A 22,475-nucleotide genomic window follows, 5' to 3' on the forward strand; every position below is an offset into this window, starting at 1 on the left:
CCCGCTCACCGTCGCGATCGACGACTTCGGGTCGCGCCTCCAGCTGTCCGTCCAGGCGCTCGCGCCGATCGACCCCGAGCTGGTCTGCGCGCTCGCGCTCACCACGCTGACGGGGCTGGTCGACGCGCTCGAATCGGCCCCGGAGACGCCGCTCACCGCCGTCGACGTCCTCGACGAGGACCGCCGCCGGACGGTCCTGCACACCTGGAACGACACCGCGGCCGACATCCCCGCCGTCAGCCTCACCGACCTCTTCGAGGCCCAGGCGGCCCGCACCCCCGACGCCGTCGCCCTGGTGGCCGACGACACGGCCCTCAGCTACGCCGAGCTCAACGGCCGGGCGAACCGCCTCGCCCGCCTGCTCGTCGAGCGCGGCGTGACGCCGGACTCGCTGGTGCCGGTGCTGATGCGGCGCTCCGCCGAGCTGGTGGTCACCCTGCTCGCCGTCCTCAAGGCCGGCGGCGCGTTCGTGCCGATCGACGCGCGGGCGCCCGAGTCCCGCATGGCCGTCATCCACGCCGACGCGGGCAGCGCGCTGCTGCTCGCCGACACGGTGACGCGCGAGCACGCCTTCGTGCGCGCTGTCGAGGCGGCCGGCACCGACGTCCTGGTGGTCGAGCCCACGGTCGGCACCGAGTCGGGCGACGCCACGAACCTGGACCGGCGCAACCTGCCGGACCAGCGCGTCTACGTGATGTACACCTCCGGCTCCACCGGCGTCCCCAAGGGCATCGCCAACACCCACCGGGGCGTGGTCGACCTTGTCTCGGACCGCTGCTGGAGCGAGACCGGCCCGCACCGGGCCCTGTTCCAGGCCCCGCACGCCTTCGACGCGTCCACCTACGAGCTGTGGGTGCCGCTGACCTCGGGTGGCACGGTCGTCGTCGCGCCCGAGGGCCGGATGGACGCCGGGGCGATCCGGGCGCTCAAGCAGCGCCACGAGCTCACCCACCTGCACCTGACCGCCGGGCTCTTCCGGGTCCTGGCCGAGGACGACCCGACCGCGTTCGCGGGCATCCACGAGGTCGGCACCGGCGGCGACATCGTCCCTGCGAGCGCCGTGCGGCGCGTCCTGGAGGCCTGCCCCGGCATCGTGGTCCGCAACACCTACGGGCCCACCGAGACCACCCTGTGCACCACGCAGGTCCCGGTCACGGACACCCGGCAGATCCCGCCGGTGCTGCCCATCGGCCGGCCCATGGACAACAGCCGCGCCTACGTCCTGGACGCCGCGCTGCGTCCGGTGCCCGTCGGCACCGTCGGCGAGCTGTACTTGGCCGGGACCGGTCTGGCCCGCGGCTATCTCGGCCGTCCCGCCCTGTCCGCCGAGCGCTTCGTGGCGGACCCGTACGGCGTCGATGGCGGGCGGATGTACCGCACCGGCGACCTGGTGCGCTGGACGCCGGACGGTCAGTTGGAGTTCGTCGGCCGCGCCGACGACCAGGTGAAGATCCGCGGCTTCCGCATCGAGCTCGGCGAGGTCGAGGCGGTCCTGGCCGCACACCCGGCGCTCGCCCACGCGGCCGTCATCGCCCGCGAGGACCGGCCCGGCGACAAGCGCCTGGTCGCCTACGCCGTCCTCGCCGATCCGGCCGACGCGGCCACCGTCACGGGCGAGGACCTGCGGCGCCATGTGGCGGCCGCGCTGCCGGACTACATGGTCCCCTCGGCGGCGATCCTGCTGGACGCGCTGCCGCTGACCGCGAACAGCAAGCTCGACCGCAAGGCCCTGCCCGCCCCCGAGCTCGGCTCAACGGTTGCTCACCGCCCGCCGACCACGCCGCGCGAGGAGCAGCTGTGCGAGGCGTTCGCGCAGGTGCTGGGCGTCGACGTCGAACGGGTCGGTCTGGACGACGACTTCTTCGAACTCGGCGGCCACTCGCTGCTGGCCACCCGGCTGGTCAGCCGGATCCGCACCGCCCTGGGCGTCGAACTGCCGCTCCAGGCGCTGTTCGAGGCGCCGACCGTCGCGGGTGTCGCCGCGCGGATCGAGAGCCTCACCACCACCAAGAAAAAGGCACGGCCCGCGTTCCGGCCGATGCGCGGGCACAAGGAGTCCTGATGATCCCGGTTTCTTTCGCACAGCAGCGGCTGTGGTTCCTCGGCCAGCTCGAAGGACCGAACGCCACCTACAACATCCCTCTCGGCCTGCGGCTCACCGGCCCGCTCGACGCCGCGGTGCTCGACGCCGCCCTGGTGGACGTCGTCGGCCGGCACGAGGTGCTGCGCACTGTCTTCCCCGCCGTCGACGGCGAGCCCTGGCAGGACATCCGGCCCGCCGACAGCGTCGGCTCGCTGCTGACCGTCGTCGACGCCGCCGCCCTCGACGAGACGGCCCTGCGCGAGGAGATCGCGCGCGCCTCCGCGCACGCCTTCGACCTCGCCGACGAACTGCCGCTGCGGGCCTGGCTGTTCAGCCAGGGCCCCGCGGACCACGCGCTGCTGCTGGTGGTGCACCACATCGCCGGTGACGGCTGGTCCATGGGACCGCTCGCCCGCGACGTCTCCACCGCCTACGCCGCCCGCCTGGCGGGCGGCGAGCCCGAGTGGGACGAACTGCCTGGCCAGTACGCCGACTACGCGCTGTGGCAGCGCGAACTGCTCGGCGAGGAGGACGACCCGGAGAGCCTGCTCACCGAGCAGCTCGCCTACTGGCGCGAGACGCTGGCCGACCTCCCCGAGGAGCTGGCCCTGCCCTACGACCGGCCGCGCCCGCCGGTCGTCGGGCACCGTGGCGGCACGGTCGAGTTCGCGATCCCGGCCGAGCTGCACCAGCGCGCCGCCGACCTGGCCCGTGCCCAGGGCGGCACGTTGTTCATGGTGCTCCAGAGCGCCCTGGCCGTGTTGCTGTCGCGTCTCGGCGCCGGCACCGACATCCCCGTCGGCACCGCCGTCGCCGGCCGGATGGACGAGGGCCTGAACGACCTCGTCGGCTTCTTCGTCAACACCCTCGTGCTGCGCACCGACCTGTCCGGCGACCCGACCTTCGCCGAGGTGCTGCGCCGCTCCCGCGAGGCGGGGCTCGGCGCCTTCGCCCATCAGGACGTGCCGTTCGAGCGGCTGGTGGAGGACCTGGCCCCCTCGCGGTCGATGGCCCGGCACCCGCTGTTCCAGGTCATGCTGTCGCTCCAGAACAACGCCCAGCCGCAGCTGGACCTGCCGGGCCTGACGGCCCAGGCGTTGGAGGGCGGCGAGGCCCCGGCCAAGTTCGACCTCGCCTTCACCTTCGGCGAGCAGGCGGACGCAGCAGGCCTGTGGGGCAACGTCACCTTCGCCGCCGACCTGTTCTACGCCGCGACGGCGCAGCAGCTCGGCGACGGCTTCATCCGCGTGCTGGAGTCCGTGGTCGCCGACCCCCGGCAGCCCGTCTCCCGCGTCGAGATCCTGGACGCGCCCGAGCGCGACCGGATCCTCGCCGAGTGGAGCACCGGCGCCGCGCCACTGCCGGAGGCAGCCGGGACCCAGTCGGAGGCGTCCGGGACCCTGCCGCAGCGGTTCGCCGCCCAGGCCGCCCGCACCCCGCAGGCCGTGGCCGTCGCGGCGGCCGACGGCGTCGAGCTGACCTACGCCGAGCTGGACGCGCGCGCCAACGGCCTGGCCCGGCGCCTGGCCGCCGAGGGCGTACGCGCGGAGAGCGCCGTCGCCGTGCTGATGGACCGCTCCGCCGACCTCGTCGTCGCCCTGCTCGCCGTGGCGAAGGCGGGCGGGTTCTTCGTGCCCCTGGACTCCCGCTACCCCCTCGCGCACCGCGAGGCGATCGTCGCCGAGACGGGCGCGAAGCTCGTCCTCACCGACGCCGCCTCGCGCGACGAGGCCGACGCGCTCGGCCGCACCGTCGTCCTGGTCGGCGACGACCGAGGCGAGCCCGTCCAGGTGGCCTGCGACCCGAGTCAGCTTGCCTACGTGATGTACACCTCCGGCTCGACCGGCCGCCCCAAGGGCGTGGCCGTCACGCAGCGCGACGTGGTCGCGCTGGCCTCGGACTCCCGCTACTGCGATGGGGGTTTCGAGCGAGTGCTCGTGCACTCGCCGTACTCCTTCGACGCGTCGACGTTCGAGCTGTGGGTGCCGCTGCTGAACGGCGGCCGCGTGGTCGTCGCGCCCGCCGGCGAGCTGTCGGCGGCAGCGCTCGGTCGCATCGTGGCCGAGCAGGGCGTGACGGCGCTGTGGCTGACGGCGGGCCTGTTCGCCGTCGTCGCCGAGGAGGAGCCGGGCAGCCTGCGCGGCGTCGCGCAGGTGTGGACCGGCGGCGACGTCGTCTCGCCCGTCGCGGTCGCGCGCGTCCTTGACGCCTGCCCCGGCCTGACGGTCGTCAACGGCTACGGTCCGACGGAGACGACGACCTTCGCCGCCACCCACGCGGTCGAGCAGGCCCCCCAGGGTGCGTTCCCGATCGGGCGCCCGCTCGACGGCATGCGCGCCTACGTGCTGGACGAGCGCCTGCGCCCCGTCCCGGCGGGCTGCATCGGCGAGCTCTACCTCGCGGGGGCCGGCCTGTCGCGCGGCTACTACGACCGTCCGGCGCTGACGGCGGAGCGGTTCGTCGCCGACCCGCACGGCGTCGACGGCGGGCGGATGTACCGCACCGGTGACCTGGCCCGGTGGAACCGCAGCGGCCTGCTGGAGTACGCGGGCCGTGCCGACCAGCAGGTCAAGCTGCGCGGCTTCCGCATCGAGCCGGGCGAGATCGAGGCCGTGCTCGGCGCACACCCCGCCGTCGGCCGGGCCGCCGTCGTGGTCCGCGAGGACGCCCCGGGCGTCAAGCGTCTGGTCGGCTACATCGTCCCGGCAGCCGAGGTGACGGCCGAGGAGCTGCGCGCCCACCTCGCGCAGCGGCTGCCCGAGTACATGGTCCCGGCCGCCTTCGTGCTGCTGGACGCGCTGCCGCTGACCGTCAACGGCAAGCTCGACCGCCGCGCCCTGCCCGCCCCGGACCTGGCCGTCACCGAGAGCCGCGAGCCGCGCACCCCGCAGGAGCAGGCGCTCGCCGCCCTCTTCGCCGAGATCCTCGGCCTGCCGGCCGTCGGCGCCGACGACGACTTCTTCGAGCTCGGCGGCCACTCGCTGCTCGCCACCCGCCTCGTCAGCCGCGTCCGCACCGCCCTCGGCGTCGAGCTGCCGATCCGCGCGCTCTTCGAGGCGCCCACCGTCGCCGCGCTCGCCGCCCGCCTCGTCACGCAGCAGGACGGCGTCGACCGCCGCCGCCCCGCGCTGACCGCCGCCGAGCGGCCCGAGCACCTGCCGGTCTCGTTCGCGCAGCAGCGCCTGTGGTTCCTCGGCGAGCTGGAGGGGCCGAGCGCCACCTACAACATCCCGCTCAGCCTCGACCTCACCGGTCCGGTGCAGGCCGACGCGCTGGAGGCTGCCCTGCGCGACGTCGTCGCCCGGCACGAGGTACTGCGCACCGTCTTCACCACCGTCGAGGGACAGCCGTGCCAGCGCGTCCTGCCCGTCGACGCAGTGGGCCCGCTGCTGACCGTCGGCGCCCACGACGACGAGGCCGTCACCCGCGCGGCCCGGCACGTCTTCGACCTGGCGGCCGAACCCCCCGTCCACGCCTGGCTGTTCTCCCAGGACACCGAGCGGCACAGCTTCGTCGTGGTGGTGCACCACATCGCCGGTGACGGCTGGTCGATGGCGCCGCTGGCGCGCGACGTCTCCGTCGCCTACGCGGCCCGCCTGCGCGGCGAGGCGCCGGTGTGGGAGCCGTTGCCGGTGCAGTACGCGGACTACGCGCTGTGGCAGCGTGAGCTGCTGGGCTCCGTTGAGGACGAAGGCAGCCTGCTGGCCGAGCAGTTGGGCTACTGGCGCGAGGCCCTGGCCGAGCTGCCGGAGGAGCTGGCGCTGCCGGCCGACCGGCCGCGTCCGGCCGTCGCGAGCCACGAAGGCGGAACCGTCGCCTTCACCGCCCCCGCCGAGGAGCACGCACGCTTGCTCGAGCTGGCGCGCGCGGAGGGCGTGACGCCGTTCATGGTGCTGCAGGCCGCGCTCGCGGTGCTGCTGTCCCGCCTGGGCGCCGGCACGGACATCCCGATCGGCACGCCGATCGCGGGCCGCACCGACGACGCGCTGGACGAGCTGGTCGGCTTCTTCGTCAACACGCTCGTGCTGCGCGCCGACCTGTCCGGCGACCCGACCTTCACCGAGCTCCTCGCCCGCGTGCAGGAGCGGAGCCTCGGCGCGTATGCGCACCAGGACGTGCCGTTCGAGCGGCTTGTCGAGGAGCTCGCGCCGTCGCGCTCGATGGCCCGGCACCCGCTCTTCCAGGTCCTGCTCTCGCTGCAGAACAACGCGCAGGCCGCGCCGGACCTGTCCGGACTCGACGTCCGCCACGTCCCCGCCGGTGACCTGGCCGCCCGCTATGACCTCGCCTTCACACTCGGCGAGCGCCACGCCGCCGACGGCGCCCCGGCGGGTCTGTACGGCACCGTCACCTTCGCCCGCGACCTCTTCGACGCCGCCACCGCCGAGCGGCTCGCCGAGCGCCTGCTCGCCGTCCTGCGCACCGTCCTTGCCGACCCGGGCCGCCCCGTCGCCCACGTCGAGGTGCTGGACGCCGAGGAGCGGCACCGCATCGTGACCGAGTGGAACGCCACCGGCCACGCCGTCCCCGACACCACGCTGACGGGCCTGATCGAGGCCCAGGTCTCCCGCACGCCGGACGCCGTCGCGCTCGTCGACGAGAGCGCCGAGCTGACCTACGCCGAGATGAACGCGCGGGCCAACCGCCTCGCCCGGCGGCTCGCCGCGCGCGGCGTGGGCGCGGAGACGACGGTGGCGCTGCTCCTGGAGCGTTCGGCGGACGTGTTTGTCGCCATGCTGGCGGTGCTCAAGGCGGGTGGGGCGTATGTGCCGATCGACCCGGAGTACCCGGTAGACCGGATCGCGTACATGGTTTCGGACCCGGCGCCGCGGGTGCTGCTGACGAGCCGCGCGTGCGTGGAGCGGGCCGGTGACACGTCCGGTGTCGAGGTTCTTCTGCTGGACGAGCTGTCCACCGACGGTTTCGAGGACACGGACCTGGGGGTGGCGATCGAGCCGCAGCACCCGGCGTACGTGATCTACACCTCCGGCTCGACCGGGCGCCCGAAGGGCGTCGTGCTGCCGCACGCGGCCGTGGTCAACTACCTCGCGCGCGTCGTCGAGGCGTATCCGGAGGTGCGCGAGAGCACCCTGATGCACTTCTCGATCTCCTTCGACGCCGGTGTCACGGCCCTCTACGGCGCGCTGGCCTCCGGCGGACGCGTGCAGGTCGCGCCGCTGGACGAGCACTTGCCGGACGCGCTGGCCGACGCCCGGCCCGGCTTCCTCAAGGTGACGCCCAGCGGTCTGGCGTACCTGGACGCGATGTCGGACGCTCACGCGCCGTCGGGCCGGTTGATGGTCGGCGGTGAGGCGATCCAGGGTGCGCAGTTGGAGCAGTGGCGCAGGGCGCACCCGGGCGTGGCGGTGGTGAACCACTACGGCCCGACCGAGGCGACGGTCGGCTGCACCGACTATCTCGTCGGCGACGACGTCGAGTTGGGTGCGGTGGTGCCGATCGGTCGTCCGATGTGGAACACCCAGGCCTACATCCTGGATGCCGGGCTGCGCCCGGTGCCCGCCGGTGTGGCGGGCGAGCTCTACATCGCGGGCGCGCAGCTCGCGCGCGGCTACCTCGGCCGTCCGGCGCTGACCTCCGAGCGGTTCGTCGCCAACCCGTTCGTCGGGTCCGGCGCGCGGATGTACCGCACCGGCGACCTGGCGCGCTGGCGCGCGGACGGCAACATCGAGTACCTGGGCCGCACCGACGACCAGGTCAAGATCCGCGGCTACCGCATCGAACTCGGCGAGATCGAAGCCCAGTTGGCCGCTCACCCGGCCGTCGCGCACGGAGTCGTGGTCGTCCGCGAGGACGTGCCCGGCGACAAGCGGCTGATCGGATACGTGGTCCCCGAGGCGGACTTCGACGCGGCCGTCGTGCGGGCCGATCTCGCCGCCGTCCTGCCGGACTTCATGGTGCCCGCGGCCATTGTGGCGCTGGACGTCCTGCCGCGGACGGTCAACGGCAAACTCGACCGTCGCGCGCTGCCCGCACCGGACTTCGGCACCGCCACCGCGAGCGCCTACCGTGCCCCCGTCACCGAGCGCGAGCAGGTCGTCTGCGAGGTCTTCGCCCAGGTGCTGGGTGTCGAACGGGCCGGTCTGGACGACGACTTCTTCGAGCGCGGCGGCCACTCCCTGCTCGCCGTCTCACTGGTGGAGAAGCTCCGGGCCCGCGGCGTGCCGGTGGACGTGCGCACCCTGTTCACCTCCCCGACCCCGGCCCGCCTGGCCGCCGCGACCGCCGCCGGTCAGGCCACCGGCGTCGTCGTGCCGCCGAACCTGATCCCGGCCGACGCCACGCACCTCACCCCGGACATGCTGCCGCTCGTCGCCCTCACCGAGGCCGAGATCGACCGCATCGTCTCCGCTCTCCCCGGCGGCGCGGCGAACATTGCCGACGTCTACCCCCTCGCGCCGCTCCAGGAAGGCATCTTCTTCCACCACCTGCTCGCCACCGACGGCGAGGACCCCTACGTCCTGCCGTCGCTGCTCACCTTCGACTCGCGCGAGCGCCTCGACGCCTTCCTCGATGCGCTGCGATTCGTGATCGACCGTCACGACATCCTGCGCACCGCCTTCTTCTGGCAGCGTCTCCCCGAGCCGGTGCAGGTCGTCGCCCGCCGGGCCCAGCTGCCCGTCGAGACCGTCGAGTTGAGCGGCGAGCTGGACCCGGTCGCCGAACTCCACGCCGCCTGCCCGGCCCGGATGGACATCGGCGCCGCACCGCTGCTGCGCGCCTTCGTCGCCGCCGAACCCGGCAGCGGGCGCTGGCTGCTGGTGCTCCAGCGGCACCACCTGATCAACGACCACACTGCGCTCGACGTGCTGATGTCCGAGATCCGGGCGGTACTGGCGGGGGAGCAGGAGAGCCTGCCCACGCCGCTGCCGTTCCGCGACTTCGTCGCCCAGGCCCGGCTCGGCATCTCCCGTGAGGAGCACGAGCGTTACTTCGCCGGCGTGCTGGGCGACGTGGCCGAACCGTCCGCACCCTTCGGGCTGCTGGACGTGCGCGGCGACGGCAGCACCGTCGACCGCGCCCGCCTGCCGCTCGCGCCTGAACTCGCGGCCCGCGTCCGGGATCAGGCGCGCCTGCTGGGGGTGAGCCCGGCGACGCTGTTCCACGTGGCCTTCGCTCGTGTCGTGGCGGCGACGGCCAACCGTGACGACGTCGTCTTCGGCACGCTGCTCTTCGGCCGGATGAACGCCGGCAGCGGCGCCGACCGCGTGCCCGGCCTGTTCATCAACACCCTCCCCGTCCGCCTCGACACCGCCGCCCACACCGTCGCCGACGCGGTCGGCGCGATGCGCGGCCAGCTCGCCGACCTCCTCGTCCACGAGCACGCCCCGCTGGCCCTCGCCCAGCGCGCCAGCGGCATCACCGCCCCTGCCCCGCTGTTCACCGCCCTGCTCAACTACCGCCACGGGCGCGGCCACAGCGAGGAGCCCGCCACCGACCTCGGCATCGGCCTCGAACACGGCGAGGACCGCACCAACTACCCGCTCACCGTCTCCGTCGACGACCACGGCAACGCGCTCAACCTCTCCGTCATCGCCGTCGCGCCCATCGACGCGGAACTCGTCTGCACCCTGCTGGGCACCGCCGTCGAGGGCCTGGTCACCGCGCTGGAGACCGCGCCGCACACCTCCCTGCACGCCATCGACGTCCTGGACGACGCACTGCGGCAGCGCATGCTGACGGAGTGGACCAAGCAGCCCGTCCACCGGCCCGTCGCGACCCTCCCGGAGCTCTTCGAGGCGCAGGCCGCGCGCACGTCCGACCACGTCGCCGTCTCCTTCGGCGCGCCCGGCCAGGACCGTACCGAGCTGACCTACGCCGACCTGAACGCCCAGGCCAACCGCCTCGCCCGCCTGCTGGTCGACCGCGGCGTCGGACCCGAGACGCTGGTGGCCGTCGCCATGCCGCGCTCGGCCGAGCTGGTCGTCGCGCTGCTCGCCGTCCTCAAGGCCGGTGGTGCCTATCTGCCGATCGACCCGGACTACCCGGCCGACCGCATCGCCTACATGCTCGACGACGCCCGTCCGCTGCTGACCCTCACCACCGCAGGCAGCGGCGAGACGCCCGGGGAGCGCCTGGTCCTGGACGACCCGGCCACGCGGCAGCTCCTCGCGGCCGTCCCCGACACCGACCTGACGGCGGACGAGCGGCGCGGCCGGCTGCTCCCCGAGCACCCCGCCTACGTCATCTACACCTCCGGCTCCACCGGCCGCCCCAAGGGCGTGCTGATCCCGCACGGCAACGTCGCCCGCCTCTTCGGCGCCACCGACGACTGGTTCGGCTTCACCGCCGACGACGTGTGGACGTGGTTCCACTCCTTCGCCTTCGACTTCTCGGTGTGGGAGCTGTGGGGCGCCCTGCTCGTCGGCGGCCGGCTCGTCGTCGTGCCGTCCGACGTCTCCCGCTCGCCCGCCGACTTCCTCGCGCTGCTGGTCCGCGAGCAGGTGACGATCCTCAACCAGACGCCGTCCGCCTTCTACCAGCTGATGCAGGCCGACGCGCAGGACCCGGAGCTCGGTGCGAGGCTGAAGCTGCGCGGCGTCGTCTTCGGCGGCGAGGCCCTGGACCTGCCGCGCCTGCGCTCCTGGTACGCGCGCCACCGCGACGACGCCCCGGTGCTGGTCAACATGTACGGCATCACCGAGACCACGGTGCACGTCAGCTACGCCGAACTGGACGCCGCGCTGGTCGGCGGCGGCGCCACCGGCAGCGTCATCGGGCGCGCCATCCCGGACCTGCGTGTCTACGTGCTCGACCCGTCGCTGCGGCTGTGCCCGCCCGGGACGGCCGGCGAGCTCTACGTCGCGGGCGCCGGGCTGGCCCGCGGCTACCTCGGCCGTCCGGCCCTGACCGCGGACCGCTTCGTGGCCGACCCCTACGGCACCACGCCCGGCGAGCGCATGTACCGCACCGGGGACGTCGTGCTGTGGAACCGCCACGGGGAGCTGGAGTTCGTCGGCCGCGCCGACGACCAGGTCAAGATCCGCGGCTTCCGCATCGAGCTGGGCGAGGTGGAGAACGCGCTCGCCGCGCACCCGTCCGTCGCCCAGGCCACCGCCCTGGTGCGCGAGGACGTGCCGGGCGACAAGCGCCTGGTCGCCTACGTGGTCCCCGCCGCTGCCGCGGCCACCGTCGACCCGGCCGAGCTGCGCCGCCACGCGGCCGAGTCGCTGCCGGACTACATGGTCCCGGCCGCCGTCGTGCCGCTGGACGTGCTGCCGCTGACCGTCAACGGCAAGCTGGACCGCCGGGCGCTGCCCACCCCGGAGTTCACCGCCGCCGCCGGGTACCGGGCACCGTCCGGTGCCCGCGAGGAGGTCATCTGCGAGGTCTTCGCGCAGGTCCTCGGCGTCGAACGCGTCGGCGTGGACGACGACTTCTTCGAGCTGGGCGGTCACTCGCTGCTCGCCGTCTCGCTCGTGGAGAAGCTGCGCACGCGCGGCGTCCAGGTCAACGTCCGGGCGCTGTTCTCCACCCCCACCGTGGCCGGGCTCGCGGGTGCCGCGACCGTCGCCGAGGTGGAGGTGCCGCCGAACCTGATCCCGGCCGACGCCACCGAGCTGACCCCGCAGATGCTCCCGCTGGCCTCCCTGACGCAGGCAGAGCTGGACCGGATCGTCTCCGTCTTCCCCGGCGGCGCCGCCAACATCGCCGACGTCTACCCGCTGGCGCCGCTCCAGGAGGGGATCTTCTTCCACCACCTGATGAACGCCGGCGGACGCGATGTCTACGTGCTCCCGACGGTGCTCGCGTTCGACTCCCTCACCCGCCTGCACGGTTTCCTCGGCGCGCTGCAGACGGTCGTCGACCGCCACGACGTGCTCCGCACGGCCGTGGTGTGGGAGGGCCTGGCCGAGCCCGTGCAGGTCGTCGCCCGCGCGGCGGAGATCCCCGTCACGGTCCTCGAACTGACCGGCGCCGACGACCCGGTGGCCGAGCTGCACGCCGCCTGCCCCGCCGCGATGGACCTCGGCGCGGCGCCGCTCATGCGCGCCCACATCGCCGCCGACCCGTCCGGCGCGGGCCGCTGGCTGATGCTCTTGCAGCGCCACCACCTGACCACCGACCACACCGCCATGGAGGTCCTGCTCGCCGAGATCCAGGCCGTCCTGGCCGGGGAGGGCGCGAGCCTCCCGGCGCCGATCCCGTTCCGCAACTTCGTCGCCCAGGCCCGCCTGCGGGTCACCCGCGAGGAGCACGAGCGGTTCTTCACCGACCTGCTCGGCGAGGTCACCGAGCCGACCGCCCCGTTCGGCCTGCTCGACGTGCGCGGCGACGCGGCCGAGGTCGCCGAGGCCCGCCTGCACCTCGCCGACCCGCTCGCCGGGCGCCTGCGCGGCCAGTCCCGCCGCCTGGGCGTCAGCCCCGCGACGGTGTTCCACCTCGCCTGGGCCCGCGTGGCCGCCGCGACCTCCCACCGCGAGGACGTGGTCTTCGGTACCGTCCTCTTCGGCCGCATGAACGGCGGGGACGGCGCGGACCGGGTCCCGGGGCTCTTCATCAACACCCTGCCCGTCCGGGCCCACACCACGGGCGTCAGCGTCACCGACGCGCTCGCCGCGATGCGCGGCCAGCTCGCGGACCTGCTCGTGCACGAGCACGCCCCGCTCACCCTCGCGCAGCGCGCGAGCGGTATCGACGGCACCGCTCCGCTCTTCACCTCGCTGCTGAACTACCGTCACAGCGCGGGCGCGGAGGAGTCGGGCCGCCCGGCGGGTCCCGAGGGCATCGAGCTGCTGCTGAGCCAGGAGCGCACCAACTACCCGCTCACCGTCTCCGTCGACGACCTCGGCGACGGCTTCCGCCTCACCGCCCAGGCCCTCGCCCCGATCGACGCGGAACGTGTCTGCCGACTGCTCCACACGACCCTCGACGCGCTCGTCGACGCCCTGGAGAACGAGCCCGGCACGGCACTCGCCACCGTCCCTGTCCTCGACGAGACCGAGACGTGGCAGGCCCTGTCGTCCGGGGACGACACCCCGCGCGAGCGCCTCCTCGGCACCGTCCCCGGGCTGTTCGCCGCCCGGGCGGCTCGCACGCCCGACGCGGTCGCCCTCGTCGGCGACAGCGGCGTGAGTTGGACCTACGCCGAGCTCGACTCCCGGGCCAACGCCCTGGCCTGGCAGCTCCGCGCCGAGGGCGTGGGCGCCGAGCGCGCCGTCGCCGTGCTGATGGAGCGCTCGCCCGAGCTGGTCGTCGCCCTGCTCGGCATCCTGAAGGCGGGCGGCTGCTTCGTCCCGCTGGACGCCCGGTACCCGCTGGCGCACCGCGAGGCGATCGTCGCCGAGACCGGCGCCGCGCTGGTCGTCACCGACGCGGCGCTGCGGACCGAGGCCGGGCAGCTGGGTCTCCCCGTCGTCGAGATCGGCGCGCAGCAGCGCCCGGACGCGCCGGAAACGATCTGCGACCCGCGGCAGTTGGCGTACGTGATGTACACCTCGGGCTCGACCGGCCGCCCGAAGGGCGTCGCCGTCACCCACCGCGACGTCGTGGCACTCGCCACCGACGCCCGCTTCGCCGGCGAGGCGTTCGCGCGCGTGCTGGTGCACTCGCCGCACTCCTTCGACGCGTCGACGCTCGAGCTGTGGGCGCCGCTGCTGCGCGGCGGCCGCGTCGTCGTCGCCCCCGCGGGCGAGGTGACCGCATCCATGCTGCGGCGGACGGTGGCCGAGCACGGTGTCACCGCGCTGTGGCTGACGGCGGGACTGTTCTCCCTGGTCGCCGAGGAGGACCCGAGCTGCCTGCGCGGCGTCGCGCAGGTCTGGACGGGCGGCGACGTCGTCTCGCCCGTCGCGGTCGGCCAGGTGCTGGCGGCCTGCCCCGGCACCGTGGTCGTCAACGGCTACGGCCCCACCGAGACCACGACCTTCGCGGCCACCCACGCCGTCACCGACGCCCCCTCGGGCGCGCTGCCGATCGGCCGCCCCCTGGACGACATGCGCGCCTACGTCCTCGACGCGGGCCTGCGCCCGGTGCCCGCAGGCTGCGTCGGCGAGCTCTACCTCTCCGGCGCCGGCGTCGCCCGCGGCTACGCGCAGCGGCCGGGCCTGACGGCCGAGCGGTTCGTCGCGGACCCGTACGGGCTGGCGGGGGAGCGCATGTACCGCACCGGCGACCTGGCACGCCGATCCACCGACGGCCTGCTGGAGTACGCGGGCCGCGCCGACACGCAGGTCAAGCTGCGCGGCTTCCGGATCGAGCCGGGCGAGATCGAGGCCGTCCTCGCCGCCCACCCGGCCGTCGGCCGGGCGGCGGTCGTCGTCCGCGAGGACACCCCGGGGGTCAAGCGCCTCGTGGGCTACCTCGTCCCGGCGGGGGAACTCGACACGGTCGAGCTCCGTGCACACCTCACCGAGCGGCTGCCCGAGTACATGGTCCCCTCCGCGCTCGTGGTGCTGGACGTGCTCCCGCTGACCGGCAACGGCAAGCTGGACCGTCGCGCGCTGCCCGTCCCCGAGACGCCCGTCGGGTCCGGCCGTGAGCCGAGCAGCCCGCAGGAAGAGGTGCTGGCGACGCTGTTCGCGGAGGTGCTCGGCCTGCCCCGGGTCGGCGTGGACGACAGCTTCTTCGAGCTCGGTGGCCACTCCCTGCTGGCCACCCGCCTGGTCGGCCGCATCCGCGCGAGCCTCGGGGAGGAGCTCGCCCTGCGTGACGTGTTCGAGGCACCCAGCGTGGCGGCGCTCGCCGAGCGGTTGGCGACCGGCGCCGAGCTGGGGGAGAAGTTCGCGGAGCTGATGCCCCTGCGCCGCGACGGCGGCCTCCCGCCGCTCTTCTGCGTCCACGCCGGCTACGGTGTCGGACTCGGCTACAGCCGGTTCCTGCCCTACCTCCCGGACCGGCCCGTCTACGCCCTGCAGGCGCGCAGCCTCACCCGCACCGACGGCCTGCCCGCCACCGTCGAGGAGATGGCGGCCGACTACGTCGCCGACATCCGCGAGGTCCAGCCGCGCGGCCCCTACCACCTGCTCGGCCACTCCTTCGGCGGCCTGGTCGTGCAGGCGATGGCCACCGCACTGGAGGCAGCGGGCGAGGAGGTCTCCCTGCTCGCCGTCCTCGACGCCTACCCCTACGCCGACTACACGGTCAAGGGCACCGAACGCGACGAGCAGGAGACCCTCGCGGTCTTCCTGCAGATGTTCCAGGCCTCCGGCGCCACACCGGACGGCACCCCCGACGGGGCTCCGCTCACCCGCGAGGGGGTCATCCAGTCCCTGGTCGAGAGCTCCTTCAACTCCTTCTCGGCGCAGGACCTCCTCGCCATGGGCGAGGCCTGGGAGCGCCACGTGGCGATGATGCGCACCTTCGAGCCGGCCCGCTTCACCGGCGACGTGCTCTTCTTCACCGCCCTGCGTCGGCGTCCGGAGGGCACGCCCTCCTCCTCGGCCTGGTCGGCCCACGTGGACGGCACCATCACCGACATCCCCGTCGACGCCACCCACCACGGTCTGATGGACCCGCAGTCCGTCCCCGTGATCGCCCAGGCCCTGCGCGATCACCTCGCCGACAGGGGCCGCGACTGACAGCCACCGAGTGGTCCGCAGCCGGGCGTGTCCGGCTGCGGACCGCTGAAGCTCCGAGCCTCCCGGCGCCGCGCACGCTTCTGCGGGCCTTGTGCGGGCCACGAACCCGCAGCCGATGCGATCCGCCGCGGCGGCCCGGTGGCCCCTGGGAACGCGGCAGTGTTTCATAGGGCGTATGGCCCGGTTCCGGGGCCGACCCCCGGCCTCCACGGGCCCCGGTCCCAGCGGTGGGCAGCCGAGGGACAGGGTCCGCCTGCGCCCGGGGCGGGATCAGGAGAGCGACGGGCGCGCCTACCGCCGATCTCGACCTGAGTCGCGTCGCCGGGCGCTCCTCGGCATGCGCAGTGTCGCCGGGCAGGTCTTCGTCCTGCAGGTCGTGATCATCCTGCTGCTGGTGGTGGCCGCGGGCGTCGAGGTCTTCGTCCAGGCGCGGGAGGACGCGACCAGCGAGGCCCGCAACCGGTCCCTGGCGGTCGCCCAGACCTTCGCCAACTCGCCCGGGATCGTCGCCGCGATGCAGTCCGCGCACCCGACCGCGCTTCTCCAGCCGCGCGCCGAGGCCACCCGGCTGGCCACCGGCGTCGACTTCGTCGTGGTCACCGACGACCACGGGATCCGCTACACCCACCCCATCCCCAACCGGATCGGCAAGAAGTTCGTCGGTGACATCGGCCCGGCCCTCGCCGGGCAGACGGTCACCGAGACCATCCACGGCACCATCGGCCCGCTGGTCCAGGCGATCGTCCCGGTCTTCGACAGTCACCACAAAGTGATCGGCGCGGTCTCCGCCGGCATCACCATCAACCAGATCAGCAGCACCTCGCAGCGCCGCCTGCCCGTCGTCCTCGCCGCCGGGGGGATCGCGCTCGCGCTCGCCACCTTCGGCACCTGGCTGGTCGTGCGGCGACTCAGACGTCAGACCCACGGGCTCGGCCCGGTGGAGATGACGCGCATGTACGAGCACCACGACGCCGTCCTGCACGCCGTGCGGGAGGGCGTGATCATCATCGGTGACGGCGGCCGGGTGCTGCTCGCCAACGACGAGGCGTGCCGGCTGCTGGAACTGCCGCTCGGCGACCACGACGGCCGGCTCGTCACGGACCTGGGCCTGGACCAGCGGCTGACGGACCTGCTCGCCGGCGGACAGGCCGTCACCGACGAGGTCGTCAGCGCCGGTGAGCGCCTGCTCGTGGTCAACGTCCGTACCACCGAGGGCGCCGGAGGGCCGACCGGTGTCGTCGCCACGCTGCGCGACTCCACCGAACTGCGCGTCCTGTCCGGCAAGGCCGACCAGGCCCGCAAGCGACTCAAGCTGCTCTACGAGGCCAGTGCCGCCATCGGCACCACCCTGGACGTCACCCGCACCGCCGAGGAGCTGACCGGGGCGGTCGTCCCGCGGTTCGCGGACTTCGCCAGCGTGGACCTGGCCGAGTCGCTGCTGCACGGCGACGAGCCCGTTCCCAGCCAGGTGGTGGACCTGCGCCGTACGGCGCTGCACGGCATCCGGCCCGACTCGCCGCTCTTCCCCGTCGGGACCTCGATCCCGGTGGCGCCCGGCACACCCCATGCCCGCGCCCTGGACGGGCACCCGGTCCTCGACGCGGACCTGACCGCGCCGCAGTCCCACTGGCGCCGGACCCGCCCCGCCTGGGCCGACCGGCTCGTCGGGCAGGGCATCCACTCGCTGATCACCGTGCCGCTGCTGGCCCGCGGCACCCTGCTGGGCGTGGCGCACTTCTACCGGACAGCCACGCACGAGGCGTTCGACTCCGATGACCTGTCGCTCGCCGAGGAGCTCGCGGCCCGCGCCGCGGTGTGCATCGACAACGCCCGCCGCTTCACCCGCGAACACGGCTTGGCGGTCACCCTGCAGCACAGCCTGCTGCCCGGCGGCCTGCCCGAGCAGAGCGCCCTGGACGTGGCCTACCGCTACCTGCCCGCCCACGCGGGGGTCGGCGGCGACTGGTTCGACGTGATCCCGCTGCCCGGCGCGAGGGTCGCCCTGGTGGTCGGCGACGTCGTCGGCCACGGGCTGCACGCCGCGGCCACCATGGGCCGCCTGCGCACGGCGGTCCACAACTTCTCGACCCTGGACGTGCCCCCGGACGAGTTGCTCGGCCACCTCGACGTCCTGGTCAACCAGATCGACCTGGACCGTGCGGCCACCGACGGCGAGATGTCCATCACCGGCGCGACCTGCCTGTACGCGATCTACGACCCCGTCTCACGGACGTGCACCATGGCGCGGGCGGGGCATCTGCCCCCGGCGGTCGTCCGACCGGACGGCTCGGTCGACTTCCCCGACCTGCCCGCCGGGCCTCCGCTCGGCCTGGTCGGCCTGCCCTTCGAGACGACGGAGGTGGAGGTGCCCGAGGGCAGTCGACTGGTGCTCTACACCGACGGCCTGGTGGAGGACCGGACCAGGGACATCGATGTCGGCCTCGACCGGCTGCGAGCCACCCTGGCCAGGTCCCCGGGCACTCCGGAGGAGACCTGTCAGGCGGTCCTCGACGCGCTGCTGCCCGCCCACCCCACCGACGACATCGCCCTGCTGGTGGCCCGGACCCGGGTGCTGCCGGCCGACCGGGTCGCCACCTGGGAGTTCCCGCCCGACCCGGCCGCGGTGGCGCCGGTGCGAGCCCAGGTGACCGAGCGTCTGACGGCCTGGGGGCTGGACGACCTGGCCTTCGCGACCGAGCTGATCATCAGCGAGCTCGTCACCAACGCGATCCGCTACGCGACCGGACCGTTCCGGGTGCGGCTGCTGTGCGACCGCGTCCTCACCTGCGAGGTCTGCGACGGCAGCAGCACCTCGCCGCACCTGCGCTACGCGGCCACCACCGACGAGGGCGGCCGCGGGCTGTTCCTGGTCGCCCAGCTCTCCGAGCGCTGGGGAACCCGCTACAGCCCTGACGGCAAGGTGATCTGGGCCGAACAGGCCCTCCCGTGACGCGGGCACGGGACACCCCGCGCCCCTGCTCACAGGTGCACGGCTGACAGCTGCGGTGTGGTCCCGACAGCGGAATGGAACCTTCCGGCGAGCCGGGGAGTCATGGTTGGTGGACGGGTTGTCCTCACCTGGACGGGGGCCGGTTGTGAGAGTACGTGTCTGGAGTTTGCGCCGCCCACTGGCGGCACTGCTGCTGGCCGGAGCGGCGACCGCCGCGATCGTCGGCGTCGCCCACCACTTCGAGCCCGGTCCGGACCACACGGGCGGCCTCCAGCGGCCGGCCGCGGTCCAGGGCTTCACGCACGTCCAGCAGACCGACCCGGACTACAGCGGAGGCTGACCCTCTGTCAACGCGGCCCGGGTCGCGCTGTCGCGCAGCACGCGCCCGCGACATCGACCGGGGCATCGGACCGCCCGCCTACAGGAGCTTGGTCCGTTGCGTCGAGCCGCCCTTGGCCGGCGCTTTCCCTGCGCGCCGCGGTCGGCGGGGACGCGGTGGGGCCGCGCCCTCGGCGAGGTTGATGCCGGACCGCGCGGCGTTGTCGGCGCAGTGCTCAGGCTGGCACTTCGAGCAGAACACCTGGGACGCCGGCCCCGTCGGGTACTGCATCGACGTGGGCGGCAGGTAGTGGGCGCCGCAGTCCTGGCACAGGTAGATCGGCCTGGCGATGTCGTCGTCGTTCATGTCAGGCGATCCTTCCCGAGCCACCGCAGCTGCTGCAGGGACTGAAGTAGCGGTGTTCCTTGGCGACGATCCTGCCCTCGGGGTCGGCCTCGTAGGTGTACTCGATCTTCTCGGTGCCGCCTTGACCGCCACACGAGGTGCAGGGCCTGTCGCTCATCGGAACCTCCGAAGGTGAGGTTCCGTCCACGCTACCGGGCACGGACGCGACCCTGCAGTCACTCGGACGGGTTCATGCCGCATCCGTCGCATCGGAGCGCCACAGGCCGGGGCCCGCGCGGCGACGGCGGGGCACGTCAGGCTAGGACGGGGGCACCTTGGGAAGCAGCCGGGCCAGGGTGTCGCCGACGAACCGGCCGTAGATCCGCATGAGGTGCAGGTCCCGTTCGGAGCGCTCGCGTGCCCAGGAGGTGTGCGTCGACACGACGCCGATCAGCCGGCCGTCGCCGTCGACCACCGGCGTGGACTGGACGGCGCGGATTCCGGCGGCGCGGAAGACCGCCCAGTGCGGCTCCAGCAGCGGCTCCTCCCGGACGTCGCCGACGACCGTCTGGGTGCCGTTCACCGCGGCCCGGCCGCACACCGAGCCGTCGTCGCGCACGAGGGCGAAGTGCTCCAGGAACCCGGGACTCAAGCCGCTCTGGGCGACCAGGACCAGCGACCCGTCACGCGGGTCCACGATCTGGACGTTGGCGAACTCGGCCGACATGAGCGTCATCGAGTCGTCGAGGACGTGGTGCAGGGCGGTCGGCAGGCGCGTCGCCTCGTGCAGCGCCGCCACGGCGGCCCGCAGGGTCCGGGCCCCGGCGAGCTGCTCACCGTGGTGGTCCACGAGTCCGGGGAGCGGATCGGGGGTGCGTGCGATCGCGCTGGCGGAGGTCAGCGACCCGTATGGGGCCGTGGCCTGGTAGGGGGCTGTCACGTAGTGCAACGGCTCCGCCAGGTACTGGCTTCGGCTCATGAACACGCGGACCACGCACCATCGGTCATCGGTCATCGGTCGCGGGCTACCTCTCGTGGGGCCAGACTACGTCCGCGACGGGACCCCCGCGAGGGCTGATCCACCACCGGGGCCGCGCGGCCGCCGCACCGTGAACCGGGGCCGCCTGCCTCCCAGGCCGCCCGCTCGGCGGCGTCGAGCAGGACAGGACTGGCGGTGCTTCGTACGCTCGCAGTGGGCGCGATGCGCGCCGGCCCTGACGCGGGAGGTGCCTTTCGTGGCTGCCGGATCCACCGGGCCCGCGGCTCGGCACGAGGAGCGCAGCGCCCGGCTGCGGGCATGGATGCTGGAAGGCCTGTCCGACATGGCCAAGCACCAGCAGGGTGCGGACGCCGCGCCGGAGCCGGCCCACAAGGGCGCCCGGTGGTGGCGGGTCATGTGTCTCACCGGCGTCGACTACTTCTCCACCCTCGGTTACCAGCCGGGCATCGCCGCGCTGGCTGCAGGCCTGCTCTCGCCGGTGGCCACCGTCGTCCTGGTCGTGGTGACGTTGGCAGGCGCCCTTCCGGTCTACCGGCGGGTGGCGGTGGAGAGCCCGCACGGCGAGGGCTCGATCGCCATGCTGGAGCGGCTGCTGTCGTTCTGGCAGGGCAAGCTCTTCGTGCTGGTCCTGCTGGGCTTCGCGGCGACCGACTTCCTGATCACCATTACCCTGTCGGCGGCGGACGGGGCCGCCCACCTCGTGGAGAACCCGCACCTGACCAGCACCCTGCACGGTCGGCAGGTGCTGATCACGCTCATCCTGGTGGCCCTGCTCGGCGCGGTCTTCCTCAAGGGGTTCACCGAGGCCATCGGCGCCGCCGTGGTCCTCGTCGGTGTCTACCTCGCCCTCAACGTGGTGGTCGTGATCACCGGACTGGTGAAGATCTTCCAGGCTCCGCACGTGGTCACCGACTGGTCGCACGCCCTGACCACCTCGCACGGCAACGTGGCGGCCATGATCGGCTTCTCGCTGCTGGTCTTCCCCAAACTGGCCCTGGGCCTGTCCGGCTTCGAGACCGGCGTCGCGGTCATGCCGCACATCGAGGGCCACCCGGACGACACCGAGGAGCGGCCGGCCGGGCGGATCCGCGGCACCAGGAAGCTGCTGACGACCGCGGCGGTCATCATGAGCGTCTTCCTGATCGCCACCGCCTTCATCACCACGCTGCTCATCCCGCAGCAGGACTTCCAGAACGGCGGCCCCGCCAACGGCCGCGCGCTCGCCTACCTGGCCCACGAGTACCTGGGCTCGGCCTTCGGCACCGTCTACGACTTCTCCACGATCCTGATTCTCTGGTTCGCCGGGGCCTCGGCCATGGCGGGCCTGCTCAACCTCATGCCCCGCTACCTGCCCCGCTACGGCATGGCCCCGCACTGGGCCCGGGCGGTCCGTCCGATGGTGCTGGTGTTCACGCTGATCGCGTTCCTGGTCACCTGGCTCTTCGACGCCAACGTGGACAAGCAGGGCGGCGCCTACGCCACCGGTGTCCTGGTGCTGATCACCTCCGCCGCGGTCGCCGTCACCATTGCGGCCCGCAAGGCGGGGCAGCGCAACTGGACCATCGGTTTCGGCGTCATCGCCGCCGTCTTCGTCTACACCACCGTCGTCAACGTGATCGAACGCCCGGACGGGGTGAAGATCGGTGCCTGCTTCATCGCCGGGATCATCCTGATCTCCGCGCTGTCCCGGCTCAGCCGCGCCTTCGAGCTGCGGGTCACCCAGGTCAGCATGGATCCGCTGGCCGAGCGCTTCGTCCAGGACATGGCCCACCGCACCATCCGGCTCATCGCGCACGAGCCCGCCCGGCACGACCTGGCCGAGTACCAGCAGAAGCTGCGCGAGGCCCGCCTGAACAACAACATCCCGGAGGAGGACGACGTCGTCTTCGTCGAGGTGACGGTGCTGGACCCCTCCGACTTCGAGAGCGAGGTGCGGGTCCGCGGCGAGGTGATGTGCGGACGCTTCCGGGTGCTCTCCCTGGAGAGCGCCTCCATCCCCAACTCACTCGCCGCGCTGCTGCTGCACATCCGGGACGCGACGGGCCGCAAGCCGCACATCTACTTCGGCTGGACCGAGGGCAACCCGGTCAGCCAGTTCCTGAAGTTCTTCCTGTTCGGTCAGGGAGAGGTGGCCCCGGTGACCCGCGAGGTGCTGCGCGAGGCCGAACCTGACCGTACCCGCCGCCCCCGCGTCCATGTCGGTTGACGCCTGGGCCGGCCCGCACCCGGGCCACCCGCAC

Annotated in this window: 8 protein-coding genes (1 of these 8 only partly in view); 5 read left to right on the top strand and 3 right to left on the bottom strand. The window is 73.5% G+C overall.

Features of this window, described 5'->3' with window-relative positions; translation table 11 throughout:
- The 4 genes from BMY61_RS27385 to BMY61_RS46485 all read left to right on the top strand — a co-directional run.
- Positions 1-2,062: the end of a non-ribosomal peptide synthase/polyketide synthase gene (locus BMY61_RS27385; RefSeq protein WP_052438536.1), read on the top strand. It extends 17,081 nt beyond the left edge of the window; 2,062 of the gene's 19,143 nt are visible here — the last part of the coding sequence; its start codon lies off the left edge, out of view; its stop codon occupies positions 2,060-2,062.
- A complete protein-coding gene (locus tag BMY61_RS44340) occupies positions 2,062-15,621 on the top strand; it encodes an amino acid adenylation domain-containing protein (protein ID WP_052438535.1) in 13,560 nt (4,519 codons plus the stop codon). Before BMY61_RS27385 ends, BMY61_RS44340 begins: the two co-directional genes overlap by 1 nt.
- 175 nt (positions 15,622-15,796) lie before the next feature.
- Positions 15,797-18,571 carry a SpoIIE family protein phosphatase gene (locus BMY61_RS27400; protein WP_042445020.1) on the top strand — a complete coding sequence of 925 codons (2,775 nt, stop codon included), beginning with the start codon at positions 15,797-15,799 and terminating at the stop codon, positions 18,569-18,571.
- 166 nt (positions 18,572-18,737) lie between these two features.
- A complete protein-coding gene (locus BMY61_RS46485) occupies positions 18,738-18,911 on the top strand; it encodes a hypothetical protein (protein ID WP_177240391.1) in 174 nt (57 codons plus the stop codon).
- A gap of 78 nt (positions 18,912-18,989) precedes the next feature.
- Here the strand turns inward: BMY61_RS46485 and BMY61_RS27405 are convergent, their stop codons facing one another.
- The 3 genes from BMY61_RS27405 to BMY61_RS27410 all read right to left on the bottom strand — a co-directional run bounded on the left by BMY61_RS27405 (position 18,990) and on the right by BMY61_RS27410 (position 20,250).
- The gene (locus BMY61_RS27405) at positions 18,990-19,256 is read right to left on the bottom strand and encodes a hypothetical protein (protein WP_042445018.1); all 267 of its coding nucleotides are present in this window, start codon (positions 19,254-19,256) and stop codon (positions 18,990-18,992) included.
- Between the two features lies 1 nt (position 19,257).
- Complete coding sequence (locus BMY61_RS46490; RefSeq protein ID WP_161791224.1) at positions 19,258-19,413, bottom strand: hypothetical protein; 156 nt, start codon at positions 19,411-19,413, stop codon at positions 19,258-19,260.
- 141 nt (positions 19,414-19,554) lie between these two features.
- On the bottom strand, positions 19,555-20,250 hold the full coding sequence (locus tag BMY61_RS27410; protein ID WP_042445016.1) for a GAF domain-containing protein: 696 nt from the start codon (positions 20,248-20,250) through the stop codon (positions 19,555-19,557).
- 286 nt (positions 20,251-20,536) lie between these two features.
- Between BMY61_RS27410 and BMY61_RS27415 the strand changes: the two genes are divergently transcribed.
- On the top strand, positions 20,537-22,441 hold the full coding sequence (locus BMY61_RS27415; protein WP_042445014.1) for an APC family permease: 1,905 nt from the start codon (positions 20,537-20,539) through the stop codon (positions 22,439-22,441).
- Positions 22,442-22,475: the final 34 nt, after the last annotated feature.

This window comes from Streptacidiphilus jiangxiensis (assembly GCF_900109465.1).
GTDB lineage: Bacteria > Actinomycetota > Actinomycetes > Streptomycetales > Streptomycetaceae > Streptacidiphilus > Streptacidiphilus jiangxiensis.